Raw genomic sequence first — 22,974 nt, 5'->3', positions numbered from 1 at the left:
CTGCCCCCGAGGCATATCGCGCTGATCACGAGGTCCAGGCTATCTCGACCGCCCCCATAACCGTCATGAGCCGCATGTGTACAAAAGATGGTCGGGAAGTTTGACACTCTGGACAGCGCGTCGCCCCGTGTTGCCGCACTCTGGTAGACGGAGCAGGCCGACGACCCGTGGGAGCCCGTCATGGCACCGAAGATCCTGATCGTCACCGGCGACGCCGCCGAGTCGCTGGAGGTTCTCTATCCGTACCAGCGGCTGCGCGAGGAGGGCTACGACGTCCACATCGCCGCCCCCGCCCGCAAGACGCTCCGCTTCGTGGTCCACGACTTCGAGCCCGGCTTCGACACGTACACGGAGAAGCCCGGGTACACCTGGCCCGCCGACCTGGCCTTCTCCGAGGTCGCCCCGGCGGACTACGTGGCGCTGGTCGTGCCGGGCGGCCGGGCTCCCGAGTATCTTCGCAACGACCCGGAGCTGCGCAAGATCCTCAAGGCGTTCTTCGACTCGGACCGGCCCGTGGCACAGATCTGCCACGGCCCGCTGATGACGGCGGCGGTCGGCGCGCTGGCCGGTCGGCGTGTCACCGCCTACCCCGCGCTGGAGCTGGACATGCAGGCGGCGGGCGCCGCCTTCGAGGACCACGAGGCCGTGGTCGACGGCATGCTGATCTCGTCCCGTGCCTGGCCGGACCATTCGGCGTGGATGCGCGAATTCCTGAAGGTGCTCCGCACGAAGGCGCCGGTGACGGCCTGAGCCCAGGAGCCCCGGCGACCAGTCGGGCGCCAGGGCCGTGGTGACCTGCTGAGCACCGGGGCCGCGGCGGTCGGCCGAGCTCCGGAGCCCGACGACCGGCCGGGACGCCTCCCGGCAACAGGACGGCGGAACGCGCGGCACATGCGGGACGCACAGGACGCGCGGCACGCACAGGAGGCTCGGGGCACACGGGAGACCCGGGACGCCCGTGTCCGTGCAGCCCGTCATGTCACCCGCTTCGCCCGGCCGCCCCAGGCTCTTCACGTCACCCCGGTGGTCTCACCCGGTGATTCTCGTGGCCAGGTCGGCGGCCTCGGCCAGACTGTCCACCACCGGCACCCCCGCCGCCTCCAGGCTGGCCCTGCTGTGCGACCCCCCGGTGTACAGCACGGCCTTCGCGCCGACGTGCGCCGCGGCCACGGCGTCGTCCGCGGCGTCACCGATGACCACCATGTACTCCGGGGATATGCCGTCCAGCGCGGCGATGTGCCGCTCCATGTGCCGCGCCTTGCTGCCGCCGGACGGGCCGGTGCGCCCGTCGACCCGAAGGAAGTGCCGCTCGATGCCGTACCCCCGCACCACCGGGACCAGGTGCTCATGGCCGTACATGCTCAGCAGCGACTGGCTCCCGCCAGTCAGCTGCCACTGCGAGAGCAGGTCCGCTGCGCCCTCGGTGAGCCCGCAGGCGGCGCGCCGTTCGGCGTAGTACTCGTGGAAGATCACATCCATCCGCTCCCATTCGGCGTCCGTGGGGAGCCGCCCCATCAGCCGCTCGTAGAAGCGGGGAATCGGGACGCAGTACATCTCGCGGTACTGCTCCAGCGTGATCGGCGCCAGCCCGACCTCACCGAAGGCCGCGTTCGTCGCCCCGACGACCGCCGCGTTGTCGTCGAGCAGAGTGCCGTTCCAGTCCCAGACCAGATGCGTGCGGTGCTTTCCGTGCGTCCCCATGCCGTAGAAAGTACCGCGCGGGTCCGACAGTCTGTGCGGGAGGCCGTGACCGGGGCGGACGGGACGCATGAGGCGTCCCGCGCCGCGCCCGACACCGGTTTTCCCGGCCTCCGCCGTGCGCCCTTCGCAGAAGCCGCTCCCGGCCTCCTCGTTCCCCGGGCACCGCTCCGGGCCCGCGCTCTCAGCCGATCAGGTTCGGGATCTCCTGGACACCGAACCACAGCAGCTCGTGGTCCTCGGCACCGTCCACGACGAACTGCGCGTCGTCGTCACCGAGGTCCGCCGCACCCAGCGCGGCCGCGGCGGCGCTGACGTCCTTCTCGGCGTCGTCCGCGTCGACGTGCACCGCCGCCGCCACGGTCAAGGACACGGGAGACGCGATGCGCACCTCTCCGAGCGACGAGGCGTCGAGGCTGCGGTCCGGGTCGGCCACGGCCGCACCATCCGGTACGTCGACGGCGACGACGACCCTCCGGCGTACGGCGTCGAGGTCCCCGGCGATCATCCGCAGCGAGGCGGCGGCGGCCCGGTTGAGAGCCGCGTACTCCAGCTCCTCGATGTCGTCGGACACGTACCACTCGCGCAGTCCGGGGGTCACGGCGTAGGCGGTCAGCGGGCCGGGACCGATCTCCCCCGCCCGGTGCGCCGCTGCGAGACCGGAAAGGGTCAAGGGGACGTACACGCGCATGGCTGGCCGCTTTCGTAGTCGGAATCGCCCTCAGGATACGTGCGACGTCCCCCTTTGGGGCTACGCGCACCGGGCCCGCCCCCGTCCACCCGGCAACCGCCCCTCACCCTCCCCCGGCCCGCCGCTCACCCCGCACGCCACCGCCCTCATCACCCGGATAGGTGATTCACCCCGACCGTGTCCAACGCCACACCGGTGCTTGCGGGCGCCTCGCCGTCACCGTAGAAGGTCCCCATCGGAAGTTACCGCCCGGTATCAGCCCGGGCCTTGAAGCACGGGGGCAATGCGCGTGAGCACGAACAGGACCCGGCCCGCCGGACGCCACGACCGGTGCAGGCCCGAAACCGTCCCTCCGCAGCGCACGAGGGTTCCGCGGCGTGTCCGGCCCCATCACTGGTTCGCCGAGCGCCTCCTCGCCGTTCTCAGCGGCCAGCGCCCGGTGCACTGGATGCTCGGGCACACCATCGGCGAGGCGTACGACCAACTGGCCGAACTGGCCCCGCGCAGCCCGCTCAGGGCCCGTGGCGCCCGCCCCGTGATCCGTATGTGCCACGGCGCCCAGCCCGTTCCGGGTGTGGTGGAGGCGTGCGCGAGCATCGCGGCGGGCGAGCGGGTACGGGCCATCGCCTTCCGTCTGGAGCAGGGCAAGGACCTCCGCTGGCGCTGCGCGGCGGTGGAGATGGGCGACGAATGCCGGCCCGCGGCCACGCCCCGATGAAGACCGCGCCGATGCTTCCCCGTGCCCCGAAAGCCGCATCCAGGACGGCGGGACACACCCTCCGGGAACACCCGGAAGCCACGCCCGGGACCGGGGGACACACGCTCCGGCCCGTCGGAGGCGCGCCCGGACGGCACGCCCCGGTGGCACCGCCGGAGCGGCTCCAAGGCACCCCCGGGGCCCCACGCGACCGGCCGGGAACGCGGCGGGGCCGGGCACCCGCGAGGAGTGCCCGGCCCCGGCCGCACCGAAACGCGGCCGCCCTCGCCCGTACGCCGACGGGCCCGGCGTCACTTCTTCCGGCGGCGCCCGCCTCCACCGCTCTTCTGCGCCTTGCGCCGCTCCGCACGGGTCATCCCGTCCGGGGCGGGCGCGGCGGGGCCGCCACCGTTGGAGAAGTCGCCCTCGACGACCCCGCCCTCGCCGTCCACCGTGGGGGCGGAGAAGTGCAGCCGGTCCGGGCGCTGCGGGGCGTCGAGCCCCTTGGCCCGGATCTCCGGACGCGCCGCGGGCACGAGGTCCTCCTTGGCGAGCGAGGTGCGCTCGGCCTCGTCCTGCACCGGAACCTCCTCGACGTGCTGCTCGACCTGGACCTCCAGGTTGAACAGGTAGCCGACGGACTCCTCCTTGATGCCCTCCATCATGGCGTTGAACATGTCGAAGCCCTCGCGCTGGTACTCGACCAGCGGGTCCTTCTGCGCCATGGCGCGCAGGCCGATGCCCTCCTGGAGGTAGTCCATCTCGTAGAGGTGCTCACGCCACTTGCGGTCCAGGACGGACAGCACCACACGCCGCTCCAGCTCACGCATGATGTCCGAGCCCAACTGCTTCTCACGCGCGTCGTACTGCTCGTGGATGTCGTCCTTGATGGACTCGCCGATGAACTCTGCGGTGATCCCGGCCCGGTCGCCGGCCGCGTCCTCCAGGTCCTCGACGGTGACCTTCACCGGGTAGAGCTGCTTGAACGCGCCCCACAGCCGGTCCAGGTCCCACTCCTCGGCGAAACCCTCGGCGGTCTCCTGGCGGATGTAGTCGTCGATCGTGTCGTCCATGAAGTGACGGATCTGGTCCTGCAGGTCCTCGCCCTCCAGGACCCGGCGGCGCTCGCCGTAGATGACCTCGCGCTGCCGGTTGAGCACCTCGTCGTACTTCAGGACGTTCTTGCGCGTCTCGAAGTTCTGCTGCTCGACCTGCGACTGGGCCGACGCGATCGCCCGCGTCACCATCTTGTTCTCGATCGGCACGTTGTCCGGCACGTTGGCCATCGACATGACGCGCTCGACCATCTGCGCCTTGAACAGCCGCATCAGGTCGTCGCCGAGCGACAGGTAGAAGCGGGACTCGCCCGGGTCGCCCTGACGGCCGGAACGACCGCGCAGCTGGTTGTCGATACGCCGCGACTCGTGCCGCTCGGTGCCCAGGACGTAGAGCCCGCCGAGCGACTTGACCTCTTCGAACTCCGCCTTCACGGCCTGCTCGGCCCGCTCCAGCGCGCCGGGCAGCGCCGCCGCCCACTCCTCGACGTGCTCGACGGGGTCGAGACCGCGCTGGCGCAGCTCGGCCTCGGCGAGGTCGTCGGGGTTGCCGCCGAGCTTGATGTCGGTGCCTCGTCCGGCCATGTTCGTGGCGACCGTGACGGCGCCCTTGCGGCCGGCCTGGGCGACGATCAGCGCCTCGCGGTCGTGCTGCTTGGCGTTGAGGACCTCGTGCTGGACGCCGCGCTTGGACAGCTGCTGCGAGAGGTACTCGGACTTCTCGACCGACGTCGTGCCGACGAGGATCGGCTGGCCCTTCTCGTGCTTGTCGACGATGTCGTCGACGACCGCCGCGAACTTCGCGACCTCGGTCCGGTAGATGAGGTCCGACTGGTCGACACGCTGCATCGGCCGGTTCGTCGGGATCGGGACGACGCCCAGCTTGTAGATCTGGTGGAACTCGGCGGCCTCGGTCATCGCCGTACCCGTCATGCCGGAGAGCTTGCTGTAGAGGCGGAAGAAGTTCTGCAGGGTGATCGTGGCGAGCGTCTGGTTCTCGTCCTTGATGTCCACCCCTTCCTTCGCCTCGATCGCCTGGTGCATGCCCTCGTTGTAGCGGCGGCCGGCGAGGATACGGCCGGTGTGCTCGTCAACGATCATGACCTCGCCGTCGATGACGACGTAGTCCTTGTCCTTCTTGAAGAGTTCCTTGGCCTTGATGGCGTTGTTGAGGTACCCGACGAGAGGGGTGTTCACCGACTCGTAGAGGTTCTCGATGCCGAGCCAGTCCTCGACCTTCGAGACGCCGGACTCATGGATGGCGACGGTCCGCTTCTTCTCGTCGACCTCGTAGTCGCCGGTTTCCTCGATGCCCTTGAGCGGGTTGCCCGCCTCGCCCTTGGTCAGGCGCGTGACCAGCTTGGCGAAGTCCCCGTACCACTTGGTGGCCTGGTCGGCCGGGCCGGAGATGATCAGCGGCGTACGGGCCTCGTCGACGAGGATCGAGTCGACCTCGTCGACGACGGCGAAGTTGTGGCCGCGCTGTACGAGCTCGTCGGCGGACCAGGCCATGTTGTCGCGGAGGTAGTCGAAGCCGAACTCGTTGTTCGTGCCGTAGGTGATGTCGCAGGCGTACTGCTCACGGCGCTGGGCCGGCGTCATGTTGGCGATGATGCAGCCGACGGTCAGACCGAGGAACTTGTGGACCCGCCCCATCAGCTCGGAGTCGCGCTCGGCCAGGTAGTCGTTGACCGTGATCAGGTGCACGCCCTTGCCGGACAGCGCGTTGAGGTACGTGGGCAGGGTGCCGACCAGGGTCTTGCCCTCGCCGGTCTTCATCTCGGCCACATAGCCGAGGTGCAGGGCCGCGCCGCCCATGATCTGGACATCGTAGTGGCGCTGTCCGAGGACTCGCTTGGCGGCCTCACGGACGGTCGCGAACGCCTCGGGAAGCAGGTCGTCCAGGCTCTCGCCGTCCGCGTACCGTTCCTTGTACTCGTCGGTGAGCGCCCGCAGCTCGGCGTCGGAGAGGTTGATGAAGTCCTCTTCGATGGAGCTGACCTGGTCCGCGATGCGGTGCAGTTTGCGCAGGATCTTGCCTTCGCCTGCACGCATGAGCTTGTTGAAGACGGACACTGAGGCTGGTCTCCTTGCCGGTCGGGCCTGGCACTGGGTCGGGTGTGGACGCTGGCGCGGGCACGGCAGGCGGGCCCCACCGCAACGGCCATCGTAAGCGAGGACCCCGTCACGCCGGGAGGGCTGCCGCCGCGTCGCCTGCGCCGTCCTCCCGTCTGTCAACGGACGGGAGGGTCCGAAGGTGCCGGGAAGTCCGAAAAGTGTTCGCATCCGGGCCGCCGCCTCACCACAATCCGTGCATGGAGCCGATCACCCTCACCACCAAGCGTCTGCTGCTGCGCCCCTTCACCCACGGCGATGCCGACGGGATCCACGCGGCCTGTCAGGACCCGGACATCCAGCGCTGGACGGTCGTGCCCTCCCCCTACGGCCGCGGCGACGCGGAGTTCTTCGTGCGGGAGCTGTGCCCGGGCGGCTGGCGCGACGACTCCATGTACAACTTCGCGGTGGTGCTGCGCGAGGGCGGGGCCCTTACGGGCGCCCTCGGTATCACGCGCCGCAACCTGCCGGACACGTACGAGGTGGGGTTCTGGACCGCGAAGGAACACCGGGGCCACGGTTACACGGCGGAGGCGGTGCTGTCCGCCGCTCGCTGGACCTTCGCCTCGCTCGGCGGTGACCGGCTGGAGTGGCGGGCCGAGGCCGGCAACGTCGCCTCGCGCGCCGTGGCGCTGCAGACCGGCTTCCGGCTGGAGGGCGAGCAGCGGTCCGGCCTGCTCAACAAAGGGGTGCGGCGCGACGCCTGGGTCGGTGCGCTGCTCCCGGCCGATCTGGGCCTGCCGGGCAACCAGACCTATCTGCCCACGACCACGACCACCTGAGGCGTCCGGCACGCCGATCCGCCTCCGCCCCTTCGTTCCGTACCCGCCCGTCCGCACACGCGCGCCACGGAACCGGAGGGTCCGCTCCCGGTCCACCGGCTCGGCAGCCCGTTGTCAGTGCCTGCCTCTAAGGTGCGGGACATGACGCTCGTGCCGCCCCCCGCCGTCGAACTCTCCGCCGACCAGGCGCGCAGGATAGCCCTGCGCGCCCAGGGCTTCCTTGGCGCCCCGGACCGCAGGGCCGGGGTCCCGGGAGTGCTGCGGCACCTCGGCGCCGTGCAGCTCGACACCATCTCGGTGCTCGCGCGTTCGCACGAGCTGATTCCGTACGCGCGCCTCGGCGCGATCGGCCGGCCCGCGATCGAGCAGGCGTACTGGTCGGGCGGCCGCACCTTTGAGTACTGGTCGCACGCGGCCTGCATCCTCCCGGTCGAGGAGTGGCCGCACTTCGCGTTCCGCCGCCGCGCCTACCGCTCCCGCTCCCACTGGCACCACGACCTGCCCGACGGCGCGTACGAGACAGTGATCAAGCAGCTGCACGCCGAGGGCCCGCTGACGGCCACGGACCTGGGCGGCGCGAAGAACGGCGGCGAGTGGTGGGACTGGTCGGAGTCGAAGGTCGCCGTCGAACGCGCCCTGATGTACGGCGAGGTGGTGTGTACCGAACGCCGCGGCTGGAAGCGGGTGTACGACCTCGCCGAGCGGGCCCTGCCCGATGCCGTGGTGCACGACGATCTGGACGACGCGGAGTGCCTGCGCCGACTGGTGGCGCTCGCGGGGCAGTCCCTGGGAGTCGGCACCCGCGCCGACATCGCGGACTACCACCGGCTCAAGGGTGAGCAGTTCGACGCGGTCGTGGCGGACTCCGGCCTGGTGCCGGTGACGGTACGGGGCTGGGCGAAGCCCGCCTGGGCCGACCCCGCGGCGCTGGCCTCGGAGCCGCGCGGACGGCACCGCACGACCTTGCTGTCGCCGTTCGACTCGCTGATCTGGGAGCGGGCGCGCACCGAGCGGCTCTTCGGCTTCACGCACCGCCTGGAGGCGTACGTCCCCAGGGCCAAGCGGATACACGGCTATTTCGCGATGCCGCTGCTGGCGGGCGGAAAGCTGCTGGGCCGCGTGGACCCCGCGCGTGAAGGCAGCACGCTGGTCGCGCGTCAGGTGTCCCTGGAGGGCCGCAAGGCGGTGGTGCCGATGGCCGAGGCGCTGGCGGAGGCCGCGTCCTGGGTGGGCTGCTCGGACGTCCGGCTGGAGCGGGTCGATGCCCCGGAACTGCGCGGACCGCTCGCCCAGGAGATCGCCCGCGCCCTGGCGTGAGCGCGCCGCCCCGCCGCCGAGGGTTCGGCGTCCCGGGGCCGGGGCGCCGACGTATCCGCTGCCGTCACCCCGCCCGTCGCGTCGCCGGAGCGGTCACCTGATCTCCAGGATCTTCTCCCGCATGGCATAGACCACGGCCTCCATCCTGGAGTGCAGCTGCAGCTTCTCCAGGATGTTGCGGACATGGTTCTTCACGGTGTTCTCGGAAATGAACAGTTCCTTCGCGATATCGCGATTGTTCATGCCGGTGGCGACGAGCTTCAGCACTTCGAGTTCCCGGTCGGTGAGCCGCGGCGCGGGCACCAGTCTGCGCTCGTCGGTCCGCTGGATCATCGACTTGAACTCGGTGAGCAGTTTCGACGCCATGGACGGGCTGATCTGGGACTGACCGTCGGCGACCGCGCGAATCGCCGTGGCCACCTCGTCCGTGGAGATCTCCTTGAGGAGGTAACCGGTGGCGCCCGCCTTGATCGCGTCGTAGAGGTCGGCCTCCTCGTCGCTGATCGTCAACATGATGATCTTCGCGCTGGGTGCCACCTCCTTGATCGACGTACATGCCTCGATGCCGCCGCGCCGGGGCATCCGTACGTCCATCAGCACGATGTCGGGCAGCAGGTCGGCCGCCTTGTCGACCGCCTCCGCGCCGTCACCCGCCTCGCCCACGACCTGGATGTCCTCCTCCTGGGCGAGGACGATCTCCAGACCTCTGCGGAAGAGCGCGTGGTCGTCCACGACGAGGACCCTGATCGGCTCCTTGCGGGAACCGCTGGTCGCGTCCGCACCGGCGTCGTCGGCGTGATGCGCATCGCGCACGGGCCCGAAGGCGTCCGCCATCGTTCCTCCCCCTGAAGGCCATGGCCTGAAGTTCACAACTGTCCGCCAACAGCGCCTCTCCGAACAGCTGTTGGCTTGGGACGACATGATTTCATGCCTGGACGCCCGAGCGGTGATCCCGCCGACCGCACACGTGTGCCCCTGGGGGCGCACAGACGCTCCAGGGGCACCGTGGAGGGGTGACGTCAGCCGCCGAGCGCACCGCCCGCGCCGCTCGCCCCGTCGGCCGCGAGCGGATCGGTCCTCAGGTGGATGACACCGTAGTCATAAGCGTGTCGTCGGTAGACGACGCTGGGTTCCTTCGTCTCGGAGTCGACGAACAGATAGAAGTCGTGCCCGACCAACTCCATCTCGTAGAGCGCCTGGTCGAGCGACATCGGTGCGGCGACGTGCGTCTTCTCGCGCATCACCAGCGGTCCTTCGCCCTGGACCTCCAGGGAACCGAATCTGGTCGTCGGTACGGACGGAGCCGTCTCGCCGGGGACCAGCTCGCCCTCGCCGTTGAACGACGCGGCATTCGGCACGGCCTCGGCCACCTCGGCGGCGGGAATCCGGCCGTTGCCCCGGCGGCTGTAGCGCTTGTCGTGCTGCTTGCGCAGCCGCGCCTCCAGCTTGCCGGTGGCCAGGTCCAGCGCCGCGTACGGGTCGCCGGCCGCAGCTTCCGCCCGGATGACCGGACCACGGGACCGGAGCGTGATCTCCACCCGGTCGGAACGGTCGGCCTGACGGGGATTCGGCTCCTTGGACACCTCGACGTCGAGGCTGATCACCTTGCCGTCGAACTTCTGGATCTTGTCCAGCTTCAGCTTCTCGGCCACGTGCTTGCGGAACCGCTCGGGCACCTCGGTCTTGCGGCCCTTGACGACGATGTCCACGCAGAACTCCGTTCCCGGATCGCCCCGCTCAGTGGCGGAGCATCTCCCTTTTGCACCAGGCCCCGGTGATGACCGGAGCCGCGGACTGGGTGACGTCCACCTCCTCCCCCAGCGGTGGGGACTCGCCCCCACCGAATTCCCGTTTCCGGACTGCCGGTGAGTTACCTGCCCGAAACCTGGCGGTGCATTCATTGAGGTCCGGCATTCACCATTCCTCACCACTGAACATAGCCTGCCCGGCCGGTTCTCGGCACCCGCTACTCGCGCGTACCTCCGTTCAGGCCTTTTTACTCACTCACTACCTGCAACGATGCGGCTTCGGAGAGAGTTCCGGTTTATTTCGAAGGCCGATGGGGATACGGCGACGACGGCCGCCCGCCCGTTTACGTGCGCGGCCCTCGCGCGCCCACCGCCATGTGCGGACCGTCCGTATCCGCATTCCGCTCCGATCGCCCGCGCCGCCTCGGCCAGCGAGGCACCGGTCGTCATCAGGTCGTCCACGAGCACGACCCTTCCCGTCGCGAGGAGCCGCCCGCCCCCGGCCGCGACCGTCAGCGCCCCCGCGAGATTCCGCTCCCGCTGCCGGGCGCCCAGCCCCGCCTGGTCGGCCACTACCCGGCGCTGCCGCAGCACCGGGACCACACGCGCCGGAACACCACCCCGCCTCAGCTCGGCGGCGGCCGCCAGCGCGATCCGTCGCGTCGGATCATGCCCCCGCGCCGCCACGGAGCGCCGCGCGGACGGCACGGGCACCAGCAGCAGTGGTTCCGCGCTCCCTGTCGGCCCCGCCCCGGCCCGTACAGCCCCGGCAAGCGCCCTGCCGAGCGGCCCTGCGAGGCCCAGTGCACCGCGCTCCTTGTGCGCCAGGAGCACCCCGCGCACGCCGTTCTCGTACGGCGCGGCCGCGTGCACCACCGGCAGGCCCGCAGGCTCGGGATCCGGCCTCACCCGGCGCGGCACCCCGCCGTACAACACCGCCCGGCACTCCTCGCACAGCTCCGTTCGCGGTCTGCCGCAACCACCGCAGGACACGGGCAGGACCAGCCCGGAGATCTCCCGCCACCATCCCCGCATGAATCCACTGTGCACTCACCCGCGGCAGTCGGCCACCCCTGTGGAAAACCCGGGTCGCCGACGCGCTGCGGCCCCAACGAGCCACGTCTCCCCACCCCCGGACACGCCCCCCGGCTCCCGGCCCCGGGCAGCGTCCCGCTCTGCCCCGGCCAGGCCGTGTGCTCAGCCCGGATAGACCAGCGACGTGCCCTCCTTGACCACGGTCTGCCAGTTGTCGCCGGGGGACAGCTTCACTATCCCGTCATTGCGTGTCGCCGCCATCAGCGGCAGCTGCTCGTCGTCCGCCGCCGCGATCGACGACACCTCGTTCAGCCCCGGCAGGACCCCCGAGGCGGGCGTCGAACCGTCCGCCTGCACATAACGCACCTGCTGGACGCCGCCCTCCTCCTTGCCGACCACCACGAGACGGCTGCGGCCCGACCACGACATCGCGGTGACGTCCGTCAACTGCGGTGCGGCCTGCCGCAGATCCACCACCGAGAGCGGCTGCGGCTCCCCCGCGCCGTGGCGCTCGATCCGGCCGATCTTCAGGGTCCTTCGACCCTCGCCCTGGTTCACCAGGAGTGCGATGCGCACACCGTCCGTGGACAACCGCAGGGCCTCGATCCGGTTGCCGGCCAGGCTCGGCACGGCGACCTCCTGCGGTTCACCGGTGCCTCCGGGTATCCGCAGCAGCCGGGGCCTGTGCGGGTCCCGGTCGGCCACCCAGAGATCGCCCCGGCCGTCCCAGCTCGGTGCCGACAGCCGGTCGTTCTGTTTCTTGGCCCTGCTGGTCACCAGGGCGGGGGAAAGCTCGCCGTCCGAGACGATGGAGGACACGTAGAGGGAGGTCCTGTCCCGCGAGACCGCCGCCGCCGACTGCTCGTCCCTGGCCACGCCGACCTCGCCCATCCGCAGTCCGTCGCCGAACGGCCCGGACACCGGCTCCGGCACACCACTGCCCTTGGTGCTGCCGGGGATGCGCTCCACATGGCCCTTGGCGTCGATGTAGTACTGGCTGTCCGGCCCGCTCGACGAACCGTCAGGCGCGAACTCCTCCGCCTGGTCCGCCTCGAGGACGCACAGCTGGGAATCGTCCGAGCGCAGCAGCTGGACCTGCTCGATCCGTGCCGACGTCAGATCCCGCAGCGTGTACAGGACCTGTGAGGCCATCATGCGGCAGGAGCTCTGCCCGGCGCCGTCCGCCTTCTTGTCGAGCGGGATCCTCAGGACGTTGCGGTCGTCCGGGGCCAGGGAGGTGACGTCCTTCTTCAGCGTCGTACCGGCGGGGAAGCGGGAACGGACCACCGGGCGCAGCCAGTCGGTCGGCCCCGCCAGGAGACTGCGGACCGCCTGCGTCACGGTGTCCATGCCCGTGACGGGGTCCGTGCGGCTGCGCAGGTAGACGGGATCGGCGACCAGCGTCGACTGCCCCACCGTTCGTCCCGCGGCGAAGTAGTACTTGTCGACCGAACGGTAGAGGCGTCGGAAGTCCGACTGTCCGAGCAGCAGCCCGTCCGGCACGACGTCGATGCGCCACTCCTTGCCCTCCGGGCCGTTCTCCCGCACCAGGTGCAGGGTCTCGTTGTACTCCGTGGGCGCGAGCGGCTGATACGCACTCTGGCCGTCGACCATCGCCACCTTCTCGCCGGTCAGGGTGTAGGCGAGTTCGGTGACCCCGGGATCGCTGTCGTTCAGCGGGCGGTCGCTGCGGTTGGGCGCCTTGGCGAGCACGGTCGTGAACGCGCTCGGCTTCCAGGTGCTCGCGGCCTTCCGCGTCAGGTACTTGCGCGTCGTCATGAACTTCGAGTCGTCGCTGGTCATGGATTCCAGGAAGCCGTCGACGATCTCGTTGGGGGTGGCGTTGTCACGCGGTGCCACGGCGTACACCTGCACCTGGGAGTCGCCGGGCTGCGAGCCACCCCCGACCGGCCTGACGTCCCCGCTGACGGGCATCGAACTGCACGCGGACAACAGCACAACGCCGCATCCGAGCAGCGCGGACATCCGCGGCACGCGCCCACGGGCGCTCCCGCGACGGTCAGATCCCACGATTCGCGTCCCCCCGCTCCTGTTCCCGTACCACGGCGTCGATCTCGCCCCCGGGTTCGCCGTCCGCCCGGTCCTCGGCAGGGCGTGCGACCACTCGTGCCCCGTTGCCGGGCAGGGCCGCCGGATGCACCGAGGGCGGCGCCGGGGGAACCGAAGCGGAGCGGGACGGCACCGGAAGCGCCGGCCGGTCGCTGTCCGCGGGCTGAACCGGCACCGCCGTCAGCCGGTGTCCTCCCCCGGAGCCGGGAAGGGCCCGCTCCCGGCTCTCCCGGTTGCGGCGGGAGTCCTCCGGTTCCAGGGGTATCGGAGAGCCGCGCAGCGGTTCGTCCGCCGTGCGCGGCAGGGTCAGCCGGAACTGCGAACCGCCGCCGGGCTCGCCCCACGCCTGCAGCCAGCCGCCGTGCAACCGGGCGTCCTCCACGGCGATGGACAGCCCTAGACCGGTGCCGCCGGTCGTCCGCGCACGGGCCGGGTCGGCCCGCCAGAAGCGGTTGAACACGCGCGTCGCCTCGCCGGGCTTGAGTCCCACCCCGTAGTCGCGGACGGCCACGGCGACCGCGCCTCCGGCCGCCTCCATGCGCACCACGACATCCCGCCCCTCGCCGTGCTCGACCGCGTTGACGATCAGGTTGCGCAGGACGCGCTCCACCCGGCGCGCGTCGGCCTCCGCGATCACCGGCTGGCTGTCGCCGACCACCCTGATCCGGGTGCCCTTGCGTTCGGCCAGCGGTTCGGCCCCGCCGATCACCCGGTGCACGACCTGCCGCAGATCTATCGGCTCGGCCTCCAGCGCCGCGGCGCCCGCGTCGAAGCGGCTGATCTCCAGCAGGTCGGAGAGCAGTGACTCGAACCGGTCGAGCTGGTCCCCGAGCAGTTCCGCTGAACGTGCCGTCACCGGGTCGAAGTCGCTGCGCGCCTCGTGAATGACGTCGGCGGCCATCCGGACGGTCGTCAGCGGCGTGCGCAGCTCGTGGGAGACGTCGGAGACGAAACGCCGCTGCATCCGGGACAGCTCCTCCAGCTGTTGGATCTTCAGCTGCAGGTTCTGCGCCATCTTGTTGAAGGCCTCACCGAGCCGGGCGATGTCGTCCTCGCCGGTGACCTTCATCCGTTCCTGGAGTCTGCCGGCGGAAAGCCGCTCGGCGACCCCTGCGGCCATCCGTACGGGTGTGACGACCTGGCGCACCACGAACCACGCGATGGCCCCGAGCAGCACGACGACGAACAGCCCCGCGGTCGCCAGCGTGCCCTTGATCAGCGTCAGCGACTTCTCCTCCTGCGTCAGCGGGAAGAGGTAGTAGAGCTGGTACGCGTTGTGGTCGATGTCGTAGAGCCGTTTGCCGACGACGAGTCCGGGCTGCGGGTCCTGCCCGTTCGCGTACCGGATCACGGAGTACGTCTGGAAGGCGCCCGGACCCTTGTTGACCGCGTCCCGCAGGTTCTGCGGGACGCTCGCCGCCTCGACGCTGCCCGAGCCGCGCGGCGCGCGCGTGCCTTCGTCCGCGCTGAGCGCCACCACGTTGAAGGCGTTCTTCCCCCCGCTGGCGAGCTGGTCGACCAGTTCGGTCCGCCAGGAGTTGTTGGCGGTCGTACCGTCCGCGGTGTCCCCGCTGCCCTGCCCGCCGGGGGCGAGCGGGGCGTTCGCCTTCTCCTGGGCTGCGGCGAAGCCACCGGCGGCCTGGGTCTGGGCGGCCTTGCCCTTCGCTTCGAGCAGGCCGTTGCGGACCTGCCCGATCACGACGATGCCGAGGAGCAGCACGACGGCGAGCGACATGAGCAGTGTGCCCGCGACGACCCGCAACTGGAGATTGCGCCGCCACAGCCGTACGACGGGCAGCAGCGGACGCCGCACCCAGCGCATCAGCAGTCGCGGCACCGGGCCGCCGGGCGCATGGTCGTGGAACAGCCGGCCCCCTTTGAGGAGGCGGCCGATCCGGGACGACCTGTGCACCGGAGCGGCAGCCCGCTCCGCACGGGCTCCCGGCTCCCCGGGCCGCGGAGCAGCACCGCCCAGAGGCATGTCAGCTCGGTCCGGCCTTGTAACCGACCCCTCGGACGGTCACCACGATCTCGGGCCGTTCCGGGTCCTTCTCCACCTTGGAACGCAGTCGCTGGACGTGGACGTTCACGAGCCGGGTGTCGGCCGCGTGGCGGTACCCCCACACCTGCTCCAGCAGCACCTCACGGGTGAACACCTGCCACGGCTTGCGCGCGAGCGCGACCAGCAGGTCGAACTCCAGCGGGGTGAGCGCTATCGACTGCCCCTCCCGCTTCACCGAGTGCCCGGCCACGTCGATGACCAGGTCCCCGATGGTGAGCTGCTCCGGTGCCGGTTCCTCGGACCTCCGCAGGCGTGCCCTGATCCGGGCCACCAACTCCTTTGGCTTGAACGGCTTCACGATGTAGTCGTCGGCCCCGGACTCCAGACCCACCACCACGTCGACCGTGTCGCTCTTGGCCGTGAGCATGACGATCGGCACACCCGACTCGGCTCTGATCAGCCTGCAGACCTCGATGCCGTCCCTGCCGGGCAGCATCAGATCCAGCAGGACCAGGTCCGGCTTGGCCTCACGAAACGCGGCGAGTGCCTTGTCGCCGTCCGCTACGAACGACGGCTCGAACCCCTCACCACGCAGCACAATCCCGAGCATCTCGGCCAGTGCGGTGTCGTCGTCGACGACAAGGACGCGTCCCTTCATAATCGACATCATCCCATTAGCTAATCGTTACCTGCGATGACCTGGCACACAGCTCCGCGAGTCCGTCCCCGGTGACCGGGGAAACCGCGCCCTCCTCCGTGACGATCGCCGTGACCAGCTCCGGCGGTGTGATGTCGAATGCCGGGTTGTACGCGGCGGTTCCGGCCGGCGCGACGAGCCGTCCGCCGACCTCCTCGCCCACCGCCCCGCCCTGCAGAAATGTGAACTCGGTCACTTCGCTCCCCCGTCGCTGTTCCACAGTGATCGCCGCTCCGTCCGTTGTGTCCAGATCCACGGTCGTAGTGGGCGCCACCACGATGAACGGTACGTGGTGGTATTTCGCCAACACCGCCAGCGGATAACTCCCCACCTTGTTCGCCACCGAGCCGTCCGCCGCGATGCGGTCGGCCCCGATGAGCACCGCGTCCACCTTCCCCGCGGCGAACAAGGACCCCGCCGCGTTGTCCGTGAGCAGGTTGTACGGCATGCCGTTGCGCGCCGCCTCGTAGGCCGTCAGCCGGGCCCCCTGCAGGAGCGGACGGGTCTCGTCCACCCACAGCCGGCTCAGCCGCCCTTCCCGGTGTGCCGCGAGTGCCACCGCGAAGGCGGTTCCCTCGCCGCCCGACACCAGCGCTCCGGTATTGCAGTGCGTCAGCAGCCGGTGTCCGCCGGCCGGCAGAAGCTCGTGCAGGAGGGCGAGCCCGTACCGCGCCATGCGCGCACTGGCCTCGGCGTCCTCCCGGTGCAACGCCCTCGCCTCGGCCAGCGCCGCCTGCGCGGCATTCCGGAGGTCCACCCCCTTCTGCGCTGCCGCCCGGTGCACGGACAGGGCCCGCCGGACCCCGTAGGCGAGGTTCACCGCGGTGGGCCGCGCACCCGCCAGCAACCCCGCGGCCTCTTCGACGTCGTCCCCCCGCACTGCGGCGAGTGCCACCCCGTAGGCCCCGGCGATGCCCAGCAACGGCGCGCCGCGCACCGCCAGTGTCCGGATCGCCCGCACCAGCGTGGGCACGTCGGGGCACACCAGCTCGGCCTCCTCCGCGGGCAGCCGTGTCTGGTCGAGAAGCACCAGCACGGGCCCTTCCGGCAGCTCGTCCCAGCGGAGTACGGAAAGGACGGGAGGCTCGTCGCCCACCGGCGGTTGCTCGTCGTGATCAGCCATCCGCCCAGTCTGCCCGGTGAGCCGCCCCGGATGAAGGCGCGCAGGAGACACCGCGCCCGGTCCCTAATGAAGCTGCGCGTGGCACGATGGGCTGCCGACCTGCCGTGCCGATGAGCGGACAGGACCGTTAAGGAGCGAGAATGAACGACACTCCGGGCTGGGCCTCGCCCGGATCTGCCCCCTCCGAGGGCCAGGGGGCGGATGTCCCCCGCCCCTCCGAGCCCGTCGACGGCAGCGGCCCGGCAGGCAACTGGTCCCCGGCCCAGCCACCGGCAGCGCAGTGGTCCCCACCGAGTGCCCCCGGCACCGGCCCGGGCGTGCCTCCCCCCGGCTACGGCTGGGGTGCCGGCCCCCAGGGTCCCGGCTGGGGACAGCCGCCTGCCGCGGCCAAGCCCGGAGTGATCCCGCTGCGTCCGCTCGGCGTCGGCGAGATCCTCGACGGCGCGGTCTCCACGATGCGCACCCACTGGCGCACCGTGCTCGGCTTCACGCTGGCCGTATCCGTGATCGCCCAGATCGCAACGATTCTCATGCAGCGCTACCTGCTGCCCGAGCCCACCGTGATGGACCCGAACGCCACCGGCCCCGAGGTACTCCGGCAGGCCACCGAATCCGTTCAGTCGACGCTGATCGCCAACGTGCCGTCCATGCTCATCACGTTGATCGCCACACTGTTCACCACATCCGTGCTGACCGTGGTGATCAGTCGCTCGGTGCTGGGCCGCCCGGTGTCGCTCGCCGACGCCTGGGCCGAGGCCCGACCCAGGCTTCCACAGTTGCTGGGCCTGACCATGTTGCTGACGCTGATGAGCGCCGCGCTCATGACCCTCGGCCTTCTGCCCGGTCTGCTGGTCGGCTCCACGGCTGGTGCCGGCCTCGTCGTCATCGGCCTCCCTGCGGCGCTCGCCGTCGTCCTCTGGCTGATGGTCCGCTTCGCGCTCGCTTCCCCGGCTCTGATGCTGGAACGCCAATCGATCACGACCTCCATGCGTCGCTCCGCGAAGCTGGTCAGGAACGCGTGGTGGCGGACCTTCGGCGTGCTGGCTCTGACCTGGCTGCTGACCGCCATCGTCGCCGTGATCATCGCCATCCCGTTCACCATCATCGCGATGGTCGTGGACAGCAGCGGGACCGAATCCCTTCTCTTCGACGGCTCCATGTTCTCCACCTGGCCGTACCTGATCATCTCGGGCATCGGCCAGGTGATCACCGCGACGATCACGTACCCACTCTCCGCCGGAGTGATGGCGCTGCTCTACATCGACCAGCGAATCCGCCGCGAGGCTCTGGATCTCGAACTCGCCCGGGCAGCGGGTCTGCCCGAATACGACACCGGGAGCTGATGTCGTGTCGGGGGTGGGGCGTTCGACAGCGGCACAGTTGCTGGTCCGGGCGAGCGGCGACATACCCGTGGACACTCCGCGTGTCCCCGCCCGTGAGGCCGCGGAGCGCGAGCTGTCCAAACCGATGTACCACGAGAACGATCCCGGTCTCCTCCGACGCGGTCTCGAACAGCTCTGGGACTGGCTCGGCGATCTCCTGAACATGGCCTCCGGCGCGGCACCGGGCGGCCCGCTCGGCCTGGTCGTGCTCGCACTGGCGGTCATCGGTCTGGTGGCCGCACTCTGGTGGCGGCTGGGCACCCCACGCGGCATCGTGCGCACCACCGACACCCTCTTCGACGACGTCCCGCGGACGGCGGCCGAACACCGGGCGGCCGCCGAGACGCACGCGGCCGCGCAGCGCTGGAACGAGGCGATCCAGGAACGCATGCGCGCCATCGTGCGCTCTCTGGAGGAACGGGCCCTGATCGACCAGCACCCCGGGCGCACCGCCGACGAGGCCGCCGCCGAAGCCGCACGCCTGCTGCCCTCGCACGCCAAGCGCCTTCGCGCCGCCGCCCGCGATTTCGACGACGTCACATACGGCGGCCGCACAACGAACCAGCAGGTGTATTCGTCCGTGCGGGAACTGGACATCGATCTCGAAGCCGCGAAGCCTCTCCTGACGACGGCAGCCCAGGGAGCGGCCGAATGACAGGCACCTCCACCTCCCTCACCCCGCGCCAGGCCTGGCCCCGTGTCCGCGGCCTGCTGCTCGCCCTCCTCGTGCTCCTCGCGGCAGGAATCGCTCTGGCATTCGTGCGCTCCGGCGATCAGCACGGCCGCCTCGACCCGCGCTCCGCCGACCGCTACGGCAGCCGCGCCGTCGCCGAACTCCTGAAGGACCGCGGCGTCTCCGTCCGTGTCGCCACCACCCTGGCCGAGGCCACGACCGGCCTCGGCCCCGACACCACGCTGCTCGTGACCTCCCCAGACCTTCTGGCACCTCACCAGCAGAAGGAGCTGCGGGCCAGGACCGCTCACTCGGGTGGTCGCACCGTCCTTCTCGCGGCGGGTCCTCCATCCCTCGGCACCCTGGTCCCCGGAGTCCGCGCGAAGTCCGCCGGGCCCACGACCACCCGCGACCCCGAGTGCTCCCTGTCGGCTGCCCGCAGGGCGGGCACCATCGAAACGGGAGGTTTCCGCTATGCCGCGGGCGACCTCGCCACCACCGCGTGCTTCCCGAGCAACGGCCTTCCCACCCTGCTCCTGTTCGAGCAAGGCGCCGGAGAGACCGTTCTCCTCGGATCCTCCGATCTCCTCCACAACGACCGCCTCGACGACCGGGGCAACGCGTCCCTGGCCCTGCAACTTCTCGGCTCCCGTCCCCATCTGATCTGGTACCTCCCCTCACTCACCGACACCGGCGTGATCACCGAGCACGACGGCGAACGCGCCGCCGACCGCGGCTTCATCGACCTGATCCCTCGTGGCTGGCTGTGGGGCACCCTGCAACTCGCCTTCGCCGCCGTACTGGCCGCCATCTGGCGGGCCCGTCGACTGGGGCCCCTGGTGACGGAACGGCTGCCCGTCGCGATCCGCGCGTCCGAGTCCGCCGAGGGCCGGGCCCGCCTCTACCGCACGACGAACGCCCGCGGCCGCGCCGCCGACTCGTTGCGTGCCGCCGCACGGGGGCGTGTCGCCGCCCTTCTCGGCGTCGCTCCCCGAGATGCCCATTCCCCCACCACACTCATCCCCGCTGTCTCCACTCGCCTCGACGGCGATGAGAGCCGCCTCCGGTGCCTGCTCTTCGGACCCGCTCCGTCCGACGATGCGGCTCTTGTACGACTGGCAGATCAACTCGACACCCTCGAAAGAGAGGTACGCACCTCATGAGCGCCCCGCCCCCAGTGCCCGCCGGGACCACCGAGCCCCTCGCGAACGGCGACACTGCCCGTGCGTCCCTGGAAGCGTTGCGCTCCGAGATCGCCAAAGCCGTGGTCGGTCAGGACCCGGCAGTGACCGGACTCGTCGTCGCTCTGCTGTGCCGAGGGCACGTCCTCCTCGAAGGCGTTCCCGGTGTGGCCAAGACCCTCTTGGTCCGGGCTCTCGCCGCCTCGCTCGAACTCGATACCAAGCGCGTCCAGTTCACTCCGGATCTGATGCCAAGCGATGTCACCGGCTCGCTGGTCTACGACGCCCGTACGGCGGAGTTCTCCTTCCAGCCAGGCCCGGTCTTCACCCATCTGCTCCTGGCCGACGAAATCAACCGCACGCCTCCCAAGACGCAGTCCTCCCTCCTGGAAGCGATGGAGGAACGTCAGGTCACCGTCGACGGCGTCCCCAGGCCCCTGCCCGACCCCTTCCTCGTTGCGGCCACACAGAATCCCGTCGAATACGAGGGCACCTACCCGCTCCCCGAGGCCCAGCTGGACCGGTTCCTCCTGAAACTGACAGTCCCCCTGCCGTCCCGGGACGAGGAGATCAACGTCCTCACCCGTCATTCAGAGGGCTTCAACCCGCGCGATCTCGCATCAGTCGGCATACGCCCCGTCGCCGGGCCCGCCGACCTGGAAGCAGCTCGTGCCGCAGTTGCTCGAACCAAGGTCTCGCCCGAGATCGCTGGCTATGTCGTCGATATCTGTCGTGCCACGCGTGAATCCCCCTCGCTCTCCCTCGGGGTATCTCCCCGAGGCGCCACCGCCCTGCTGTCGACCGCCCGGGCCTGGGCCTGGCTCACCGGCCGCGACTACGTCACTCCGGATGATGTGAAGGCCCTCGCGCTCCCCACTCTTCGTCATCGCATCCACCTGCGGCCCGAGGCAGAGATGGAGGGAGTCACCCCCGACTCCGTCATCACCTCGGTCCTCGCCCATGTCCCCGTACCCCGATGAGGCGCTGACCGTGGCCCTTACCGGACGCACCGCCCTGCTGGCCGCCCTGGGATCACTCCCCGTAGGCATCCTGGCCCCCAGCTGGACTGGCCTGCTTGCGGTCAACGCACCGCTTTCCTTGGCAATTCTCTGCGACTACGCCCTTGCCGCACCAGTACGAACGCTTCATTTCACCCGATCCGGTAACACAAGCGTTCGACTTGGCGAGACGGCCGAGGTGCAACTCACCGTGACCAATGCTTCCCGTCGACGGCTACGTGCACACGTTCGTGACGCCTGGCCGCCGAGCAGCTGGCCCACCGGCGACGACCGGACGGCCTCTCGCCATACGTTGGCGGTTCCGGCCGGGGAACGCCGTCGGCTAGCCACCTTTCTGCGTCCGACCCGGCGCGGTGACCGCCGAGCCGAGCGGGTCACGGTCCGTTCGTTCGGACCGTTGGGACTCGCCGCTCGGCAGGGAAACCATTACGTCCCGTGGACGGTTCGTGTCCTGCCCCCTTTCACCAGCCGCAAACACCTTCCGTCACGCCTGGCCAAACTGCGCGAGCTCGACGGCCGCACCAGCGTTCTCACTCGTGGAGAGGGCACGGAGTTCGACAGTTTGCGTGACTACGTTCCCGGCGACGAAACACGATCCATCGACTGGCGGGCCACGGCACGGCAGTCCGCCGTCGCGGTGCGCACTTGGCGCCCCGAGCGCGACCGTCAGATCCTCCTGGTCCTGGACACGGGTCGGACCTCGGCCGGACGTGTCGGGGACGTGCCGCGTCTGGACGCCTCTCTGGACGCGGCCCTGCTCCTGACTGCGCTCGCCACTCGCGCGGGCGACCGCGTGGATCTGCTGGCGTACGACCGGCGCGTCCGGGCCCACGTTCAGAGAAAGTCCGCGGGAGAGGTCCTATCGGCCATGGTCAACGCCCTCGCTCCGATCGAACCGGCGCTCGTGGAAACGGATGCCCAGGGGCTCGGAGCCGCCGCCCTCGCCAGCGCTCCTCGTGGAAGTCTGATCGTGCTCCTCACCGGCCTGGACGCTGCTCCTGTGGAAGAAGGGCTGCTGCCGGTCCTGCGCCGACTGACCCCACGCCACACCGTGCTGTTGGCCTCCGTGGCCGACCCGCACATCAAAAAGATGGTGCGTTCCAGGGGGACAGTGGACGCGGTGTATGAGGCCGCAGCCGGCGCTCAGGCCGAGGGAAGACGGCTTCGGACCGCGGAAGAACTCCGGCGTCACGGCGTTCTGGTCGTCGATGCCACCCCGGAGGATCTCGCTCCGGCCCTCGCCGACGCCTATCTGGCCCTCAAGGCAGCAGGCCGCCTCTGAACCATGCTGCCACTCCCCGACGCTTTCGGAAATTTTCCCCTCAGATACCGAGAGATTTTCTCGGCAACGAGGTGCTGGAGGGAGAAGATTTTGAACGCGAGAAAGCCCCGCACCACAAGGGTGCGGGGCTTCCCCACAAAAACTGTTCGGCGGCGACCTACTCTCCCACAGGGTCCCCCCTGCAGTACCATCGGCGCTGAAAGGCTTAGCTTCCGGGTTCGGAATGTAACCGGGCGTTTCCCTAACGCAATGACCACCGAAACACTATGAAACACATCAAAACCAGCAAACAGCGGTTCGTTGTTTCAGAACCAACACAGTGGACGCGAGCAACTGAGGACAAGCCCTCGGCCTATTAGTACCGGTCAGCTCCACCCGTTACCAGGCTTCCACATCCGGCCTATCAA

General features: G+C 70.0%; 19 protein-coding genes and 1 rRNA gene. 9 read left to right on the top strand and 11 right to left on the bottom strand.

Going from position 1 to position 22,974, the window contains the following annotated elements; translation table 11 throughout:
• Positions 1–180: 180 nt before the first annotated feature.
• Positions 181–750: a DJ-1/PfpI family protein gene (locus ACFYY6_RS13730; protein ID WP_351525495.1), complete on the top strand. Its 570-nt coding sequence runs from the start codon at positions 181–183 to the stop codon at positions 748–750.
• Between the two features lie 279 nt (positions 751–1,029).
• Here ACFYY6_RS13730 and ACFYY6_RS13725 read toward each other — a convergent pair whose 3' ends face one another.
• Both ACFYY6_RS13725 and ACFYY6_RS13720 read right to left on the bottom strand, forming a co-directional pair.
• A complete protein-coding gene (locus ACFYY6_RS13725; RefSeq protein WP_351525496.1) occupies positions 1,030–1,701 on the bottom strand; it encodes an HAD family hydrolase in 672 nt (223 codons plus the stop codon).
• 181 nt (positions 1,702–1,882) lie between these two features.
• Entirely contained in the window at positions 1,883–2,389 is a 507-nt protein-coding gene (locus ACFYY6_RS13720; protein WP_351525497.1) for a DUF6912 family protein, read from the bottom strand.
• A gap of 289 nt (positions 2,390–2,678) precedes the next feature.
• On the opposite strand from ACFYY6_RS13720, the gene ACFYY6_RS13715 reads away from it, so the two are divergent.
• Entirely contained in the window at positions 2,679–3,107 is a 429-nt protein-coding gene (locus ACFYY6_RS13715) for an Rv3235 family protein (protein ID WP_351525498.1), read from the top strand.
• A 290-nt stretch (positions 3,108–3,397) separates the two neighbouring features.
• On the opposite strand, the gene secA is transcribed toward ACFYY6_RS13715, so the two are convergent.
• Positions 3,398–6,217: a preprotein translocase subunit SecA gene (gene secA, locus ACFYY6_RS13710; RefSeq protein ID WP_351524536.1), complete on the bottom strand. Its 2,820-nt coding sequence runs from the start codon at positions 6,215–6,217 to the stop codon at positions 3,398–3,400.
• Positions 6,218–6,456: 239 nt separating this feature from the next.
• Here secA and ACFYY6_RS13705 point away from each other — a divergent pair, with 239 nt between their 5' ends.
• On the top strand, positions 6,457–7,038 hold the full coding sequence (locus tag ACFYY6_RS13705; protein ID WP_389193160.1) for a GNAT family N-acetyltransferase: 582 nt from the start codon (positions 6,457–6,459) through the stop codon (positions 7,036–7,038).
• A gap of 141 nt (positions 7,039–7,179) precedes the next feature.
• Complete coding sequence (locus ACFYY6_RS13700; protein WP_389193158.1) at positions 7,180–8,355, top strand: winged helix-turn-helix domain-containing protein; 1,176 nt, start codon at positions 7,180–7,182, stop codon at positions 8,353–8,355.
• A 93-nt stretch (positions 8,356–8,448) separates the two neighbouring features.
• Here the strand turns inward: ACFYY6_RS13700 and ACFYY6_RS13695 are convergent, their stop codons facing one another.
• From ACFYY6_RS13695 to mtnA, 7 genes are all read right to left on the bottom strand, one after another.
• The gene (locus ACFYY6_RS13695) at positions 8,449–9,189 is read right to left on the bottom strand and encodes a response regulator transcription factor (protein WP_073791786.1); all 741 of its coding nucleotides are present in this window, start codon (positions 9,187–9,189) and stop codon (positions 8,449–8,451) included.
• A 185-nt stretch (positions 9,190–9,374) separates the two neighbouring features.
• The gene (gene hpf, locus ACFYY6_RS13690; RefSeq protein ID WP_073791785.1) at positions 9,375–10,064 is read right to left on the bottom strand and encodes a ribosome hibernation-promoting factor, HPF/YfiA family; all 690 of its coding nucleotides are present in this window, start codon (positions 10,062–10,064) and stop codon (positions 9,375–9,377) included.
• Between the two features lie 291 nt (positions 10,065–10,355).
• Positions 10,356–11,138, bottom strand: coding sequence for a ComF family protein (locus tag ACFYY6_RS13685; protein WP_351524533.1), 783 nt, complete (start codon positions 11,136–11,138; stop codon positions 10,356–10,358).
• Positions 11,139–11,300: 162 nt separating this feature from the next.
• Positions 11,301–13,124 carry an LpqB family beta-propeller domain-containing protein gene (locus tag ACFYY6_RS13680; protein WP_351634897.1) on the bottom strand — a complete coding sequence of 608 codons (1,824 nt, stop codon included), beginning with the start codon at positions 13,122–13,124 and terminating at the stop codon, positions 11,301–11,303.
• Between the two features lie 34 nt (positions 13,125–13,158).
• Positions 13,159–15,189, bottom strand: coding sequence for an MtrAB system histidine kinase MtrB (gene mtrB, locus ACFYY6_RS13675; RefSeq protein ID WP_351524531.1), 2,031 nt, complete (start codon positions 15,187–15,189; stop codon positions 13,159–13,161).
• Between the two features lies 1 nt (position 15,190).
• Positions 15,191–15,880 (bottom strand): two-component system response regulator MtrA, encoded by a 690-nt coding sequence (mtrA, locus tag ACFYY6_RS13670; RefSeq protein WP_007448372.1) that lies wholly within the window; start codon positions 15,878–15,880, stop codon positions 15,191–15,193.
• Positions 15,881–15,884: 4 nt separating this feature from the next.
• Entirely contained in the window at positions 15,885–17,030 is a 1,146-nt protein-coding gene (mtnA, locus tag ACFYY6_RS13665; protein WP_351524530.1) for an S-methyl-5-thioribose-1-phosphate isomerase, read from the bottom strand.
• Positions 17,031–17,170: 140 nt separating this feature from the next.
• Between mtnA and ACFYY6_RS13660 the strand changes: the two genes are divergently transcribed.
• Genes ACFYY6_RS13660 through ACFYY6_RS13640 form a run of 5 tightly spaced genes read left to right on the top strand, consistent with a single transcriptional unit; the run spans position 17,171 to position 22,567 of the window.
• Positions 17,171–18,373, top strand: coding sequence for a glycerophosphoryl diester phosphodiesterase membrane domain-containing protein (locus tag ACFYY6_RS13660; protein WP_389193153.1), 1,203 nt, complete (start codon positions 17,171–17,173; stop codon positions 18,371–18,373).
• Positions 18,374–18,377: 4 nt separating this feature from the next.
• A complete protein-coding gene (locus ACFYY6_RS13655; protein ID WP_389193150.1) occupies positions 18,378–19,067 on the top strand; it encodes a DUF4129 domain-containing protein in 690 nt (229 codons plus the stop codon).
• On the top strand, positions 19,064–20,248 hold the full coding sequence (locus ACFYY6_RS13650; protein WP_389193147.1) for a DUF4350 domain-containing protein: 1,185 nt from the start codon (positions 19,064–19,066) through the stop codon (positions 20,246–20,248). The genes ACFYY6_RS13655 and ACFYY6_RS13650 overlap by 4 nt, the downstream gene beginning before the upstream one ends.
• Positions 20,245–21,246 (top strand): MoxR family ATPase, encoded by a 1,002-nt coding sequence (locus ACFYY6_RS13645; protein WP_351524526.1) that lies wholly within the window; start codon positions 20,245–20,247, stop codon positions 21,244–21,246. The genes ACFYY6_RS13650 and ACFYY6_RS13645 overlap by 4 nt, the downstream gene beginning before the upstream one ends.
• A gap of 10 nt (positions 21,247–21,256) precedes the next feature.
• Positions 21,257–22,567, top strand: a complete 1,311-nt coding sequence (locus tag ACFYY6_RS13640; protein ID WP_389193379.1) for a DUF58 domain-containing protein — start codon at positions 21,257–21,259, stop codon at positions 22,565–22,567.
• A 144-nt stretch (positions 22,568–22,711) separates the two neighbouring features.
• Here ACFYY6_RS13640 and rrf read toward each other — a convergent pair.
• Positions 22,712–22,828: ribosomal RNA gene (gene rrf, locus ACFYY6_RS13635) — 5S ribosomal RNA — on the bottom strand.
• Between the last annotated feature and the right edge of the window lie 146 nt (positions 22,829–22,974).

The sequence above is a fragment of the Streptomyces sp. NPDC001750 genome, assembly GCF_042892615.1.
Taxonomy (GTDB): domain Bacteria; phylum Actinomycetota; class Actinomycetes; order Streptomycetales; family Streptomycetaceae; genus Streptomyces.
This window is presented reverse-complemented; position numbering and strand designations above follow the sequence as displayed.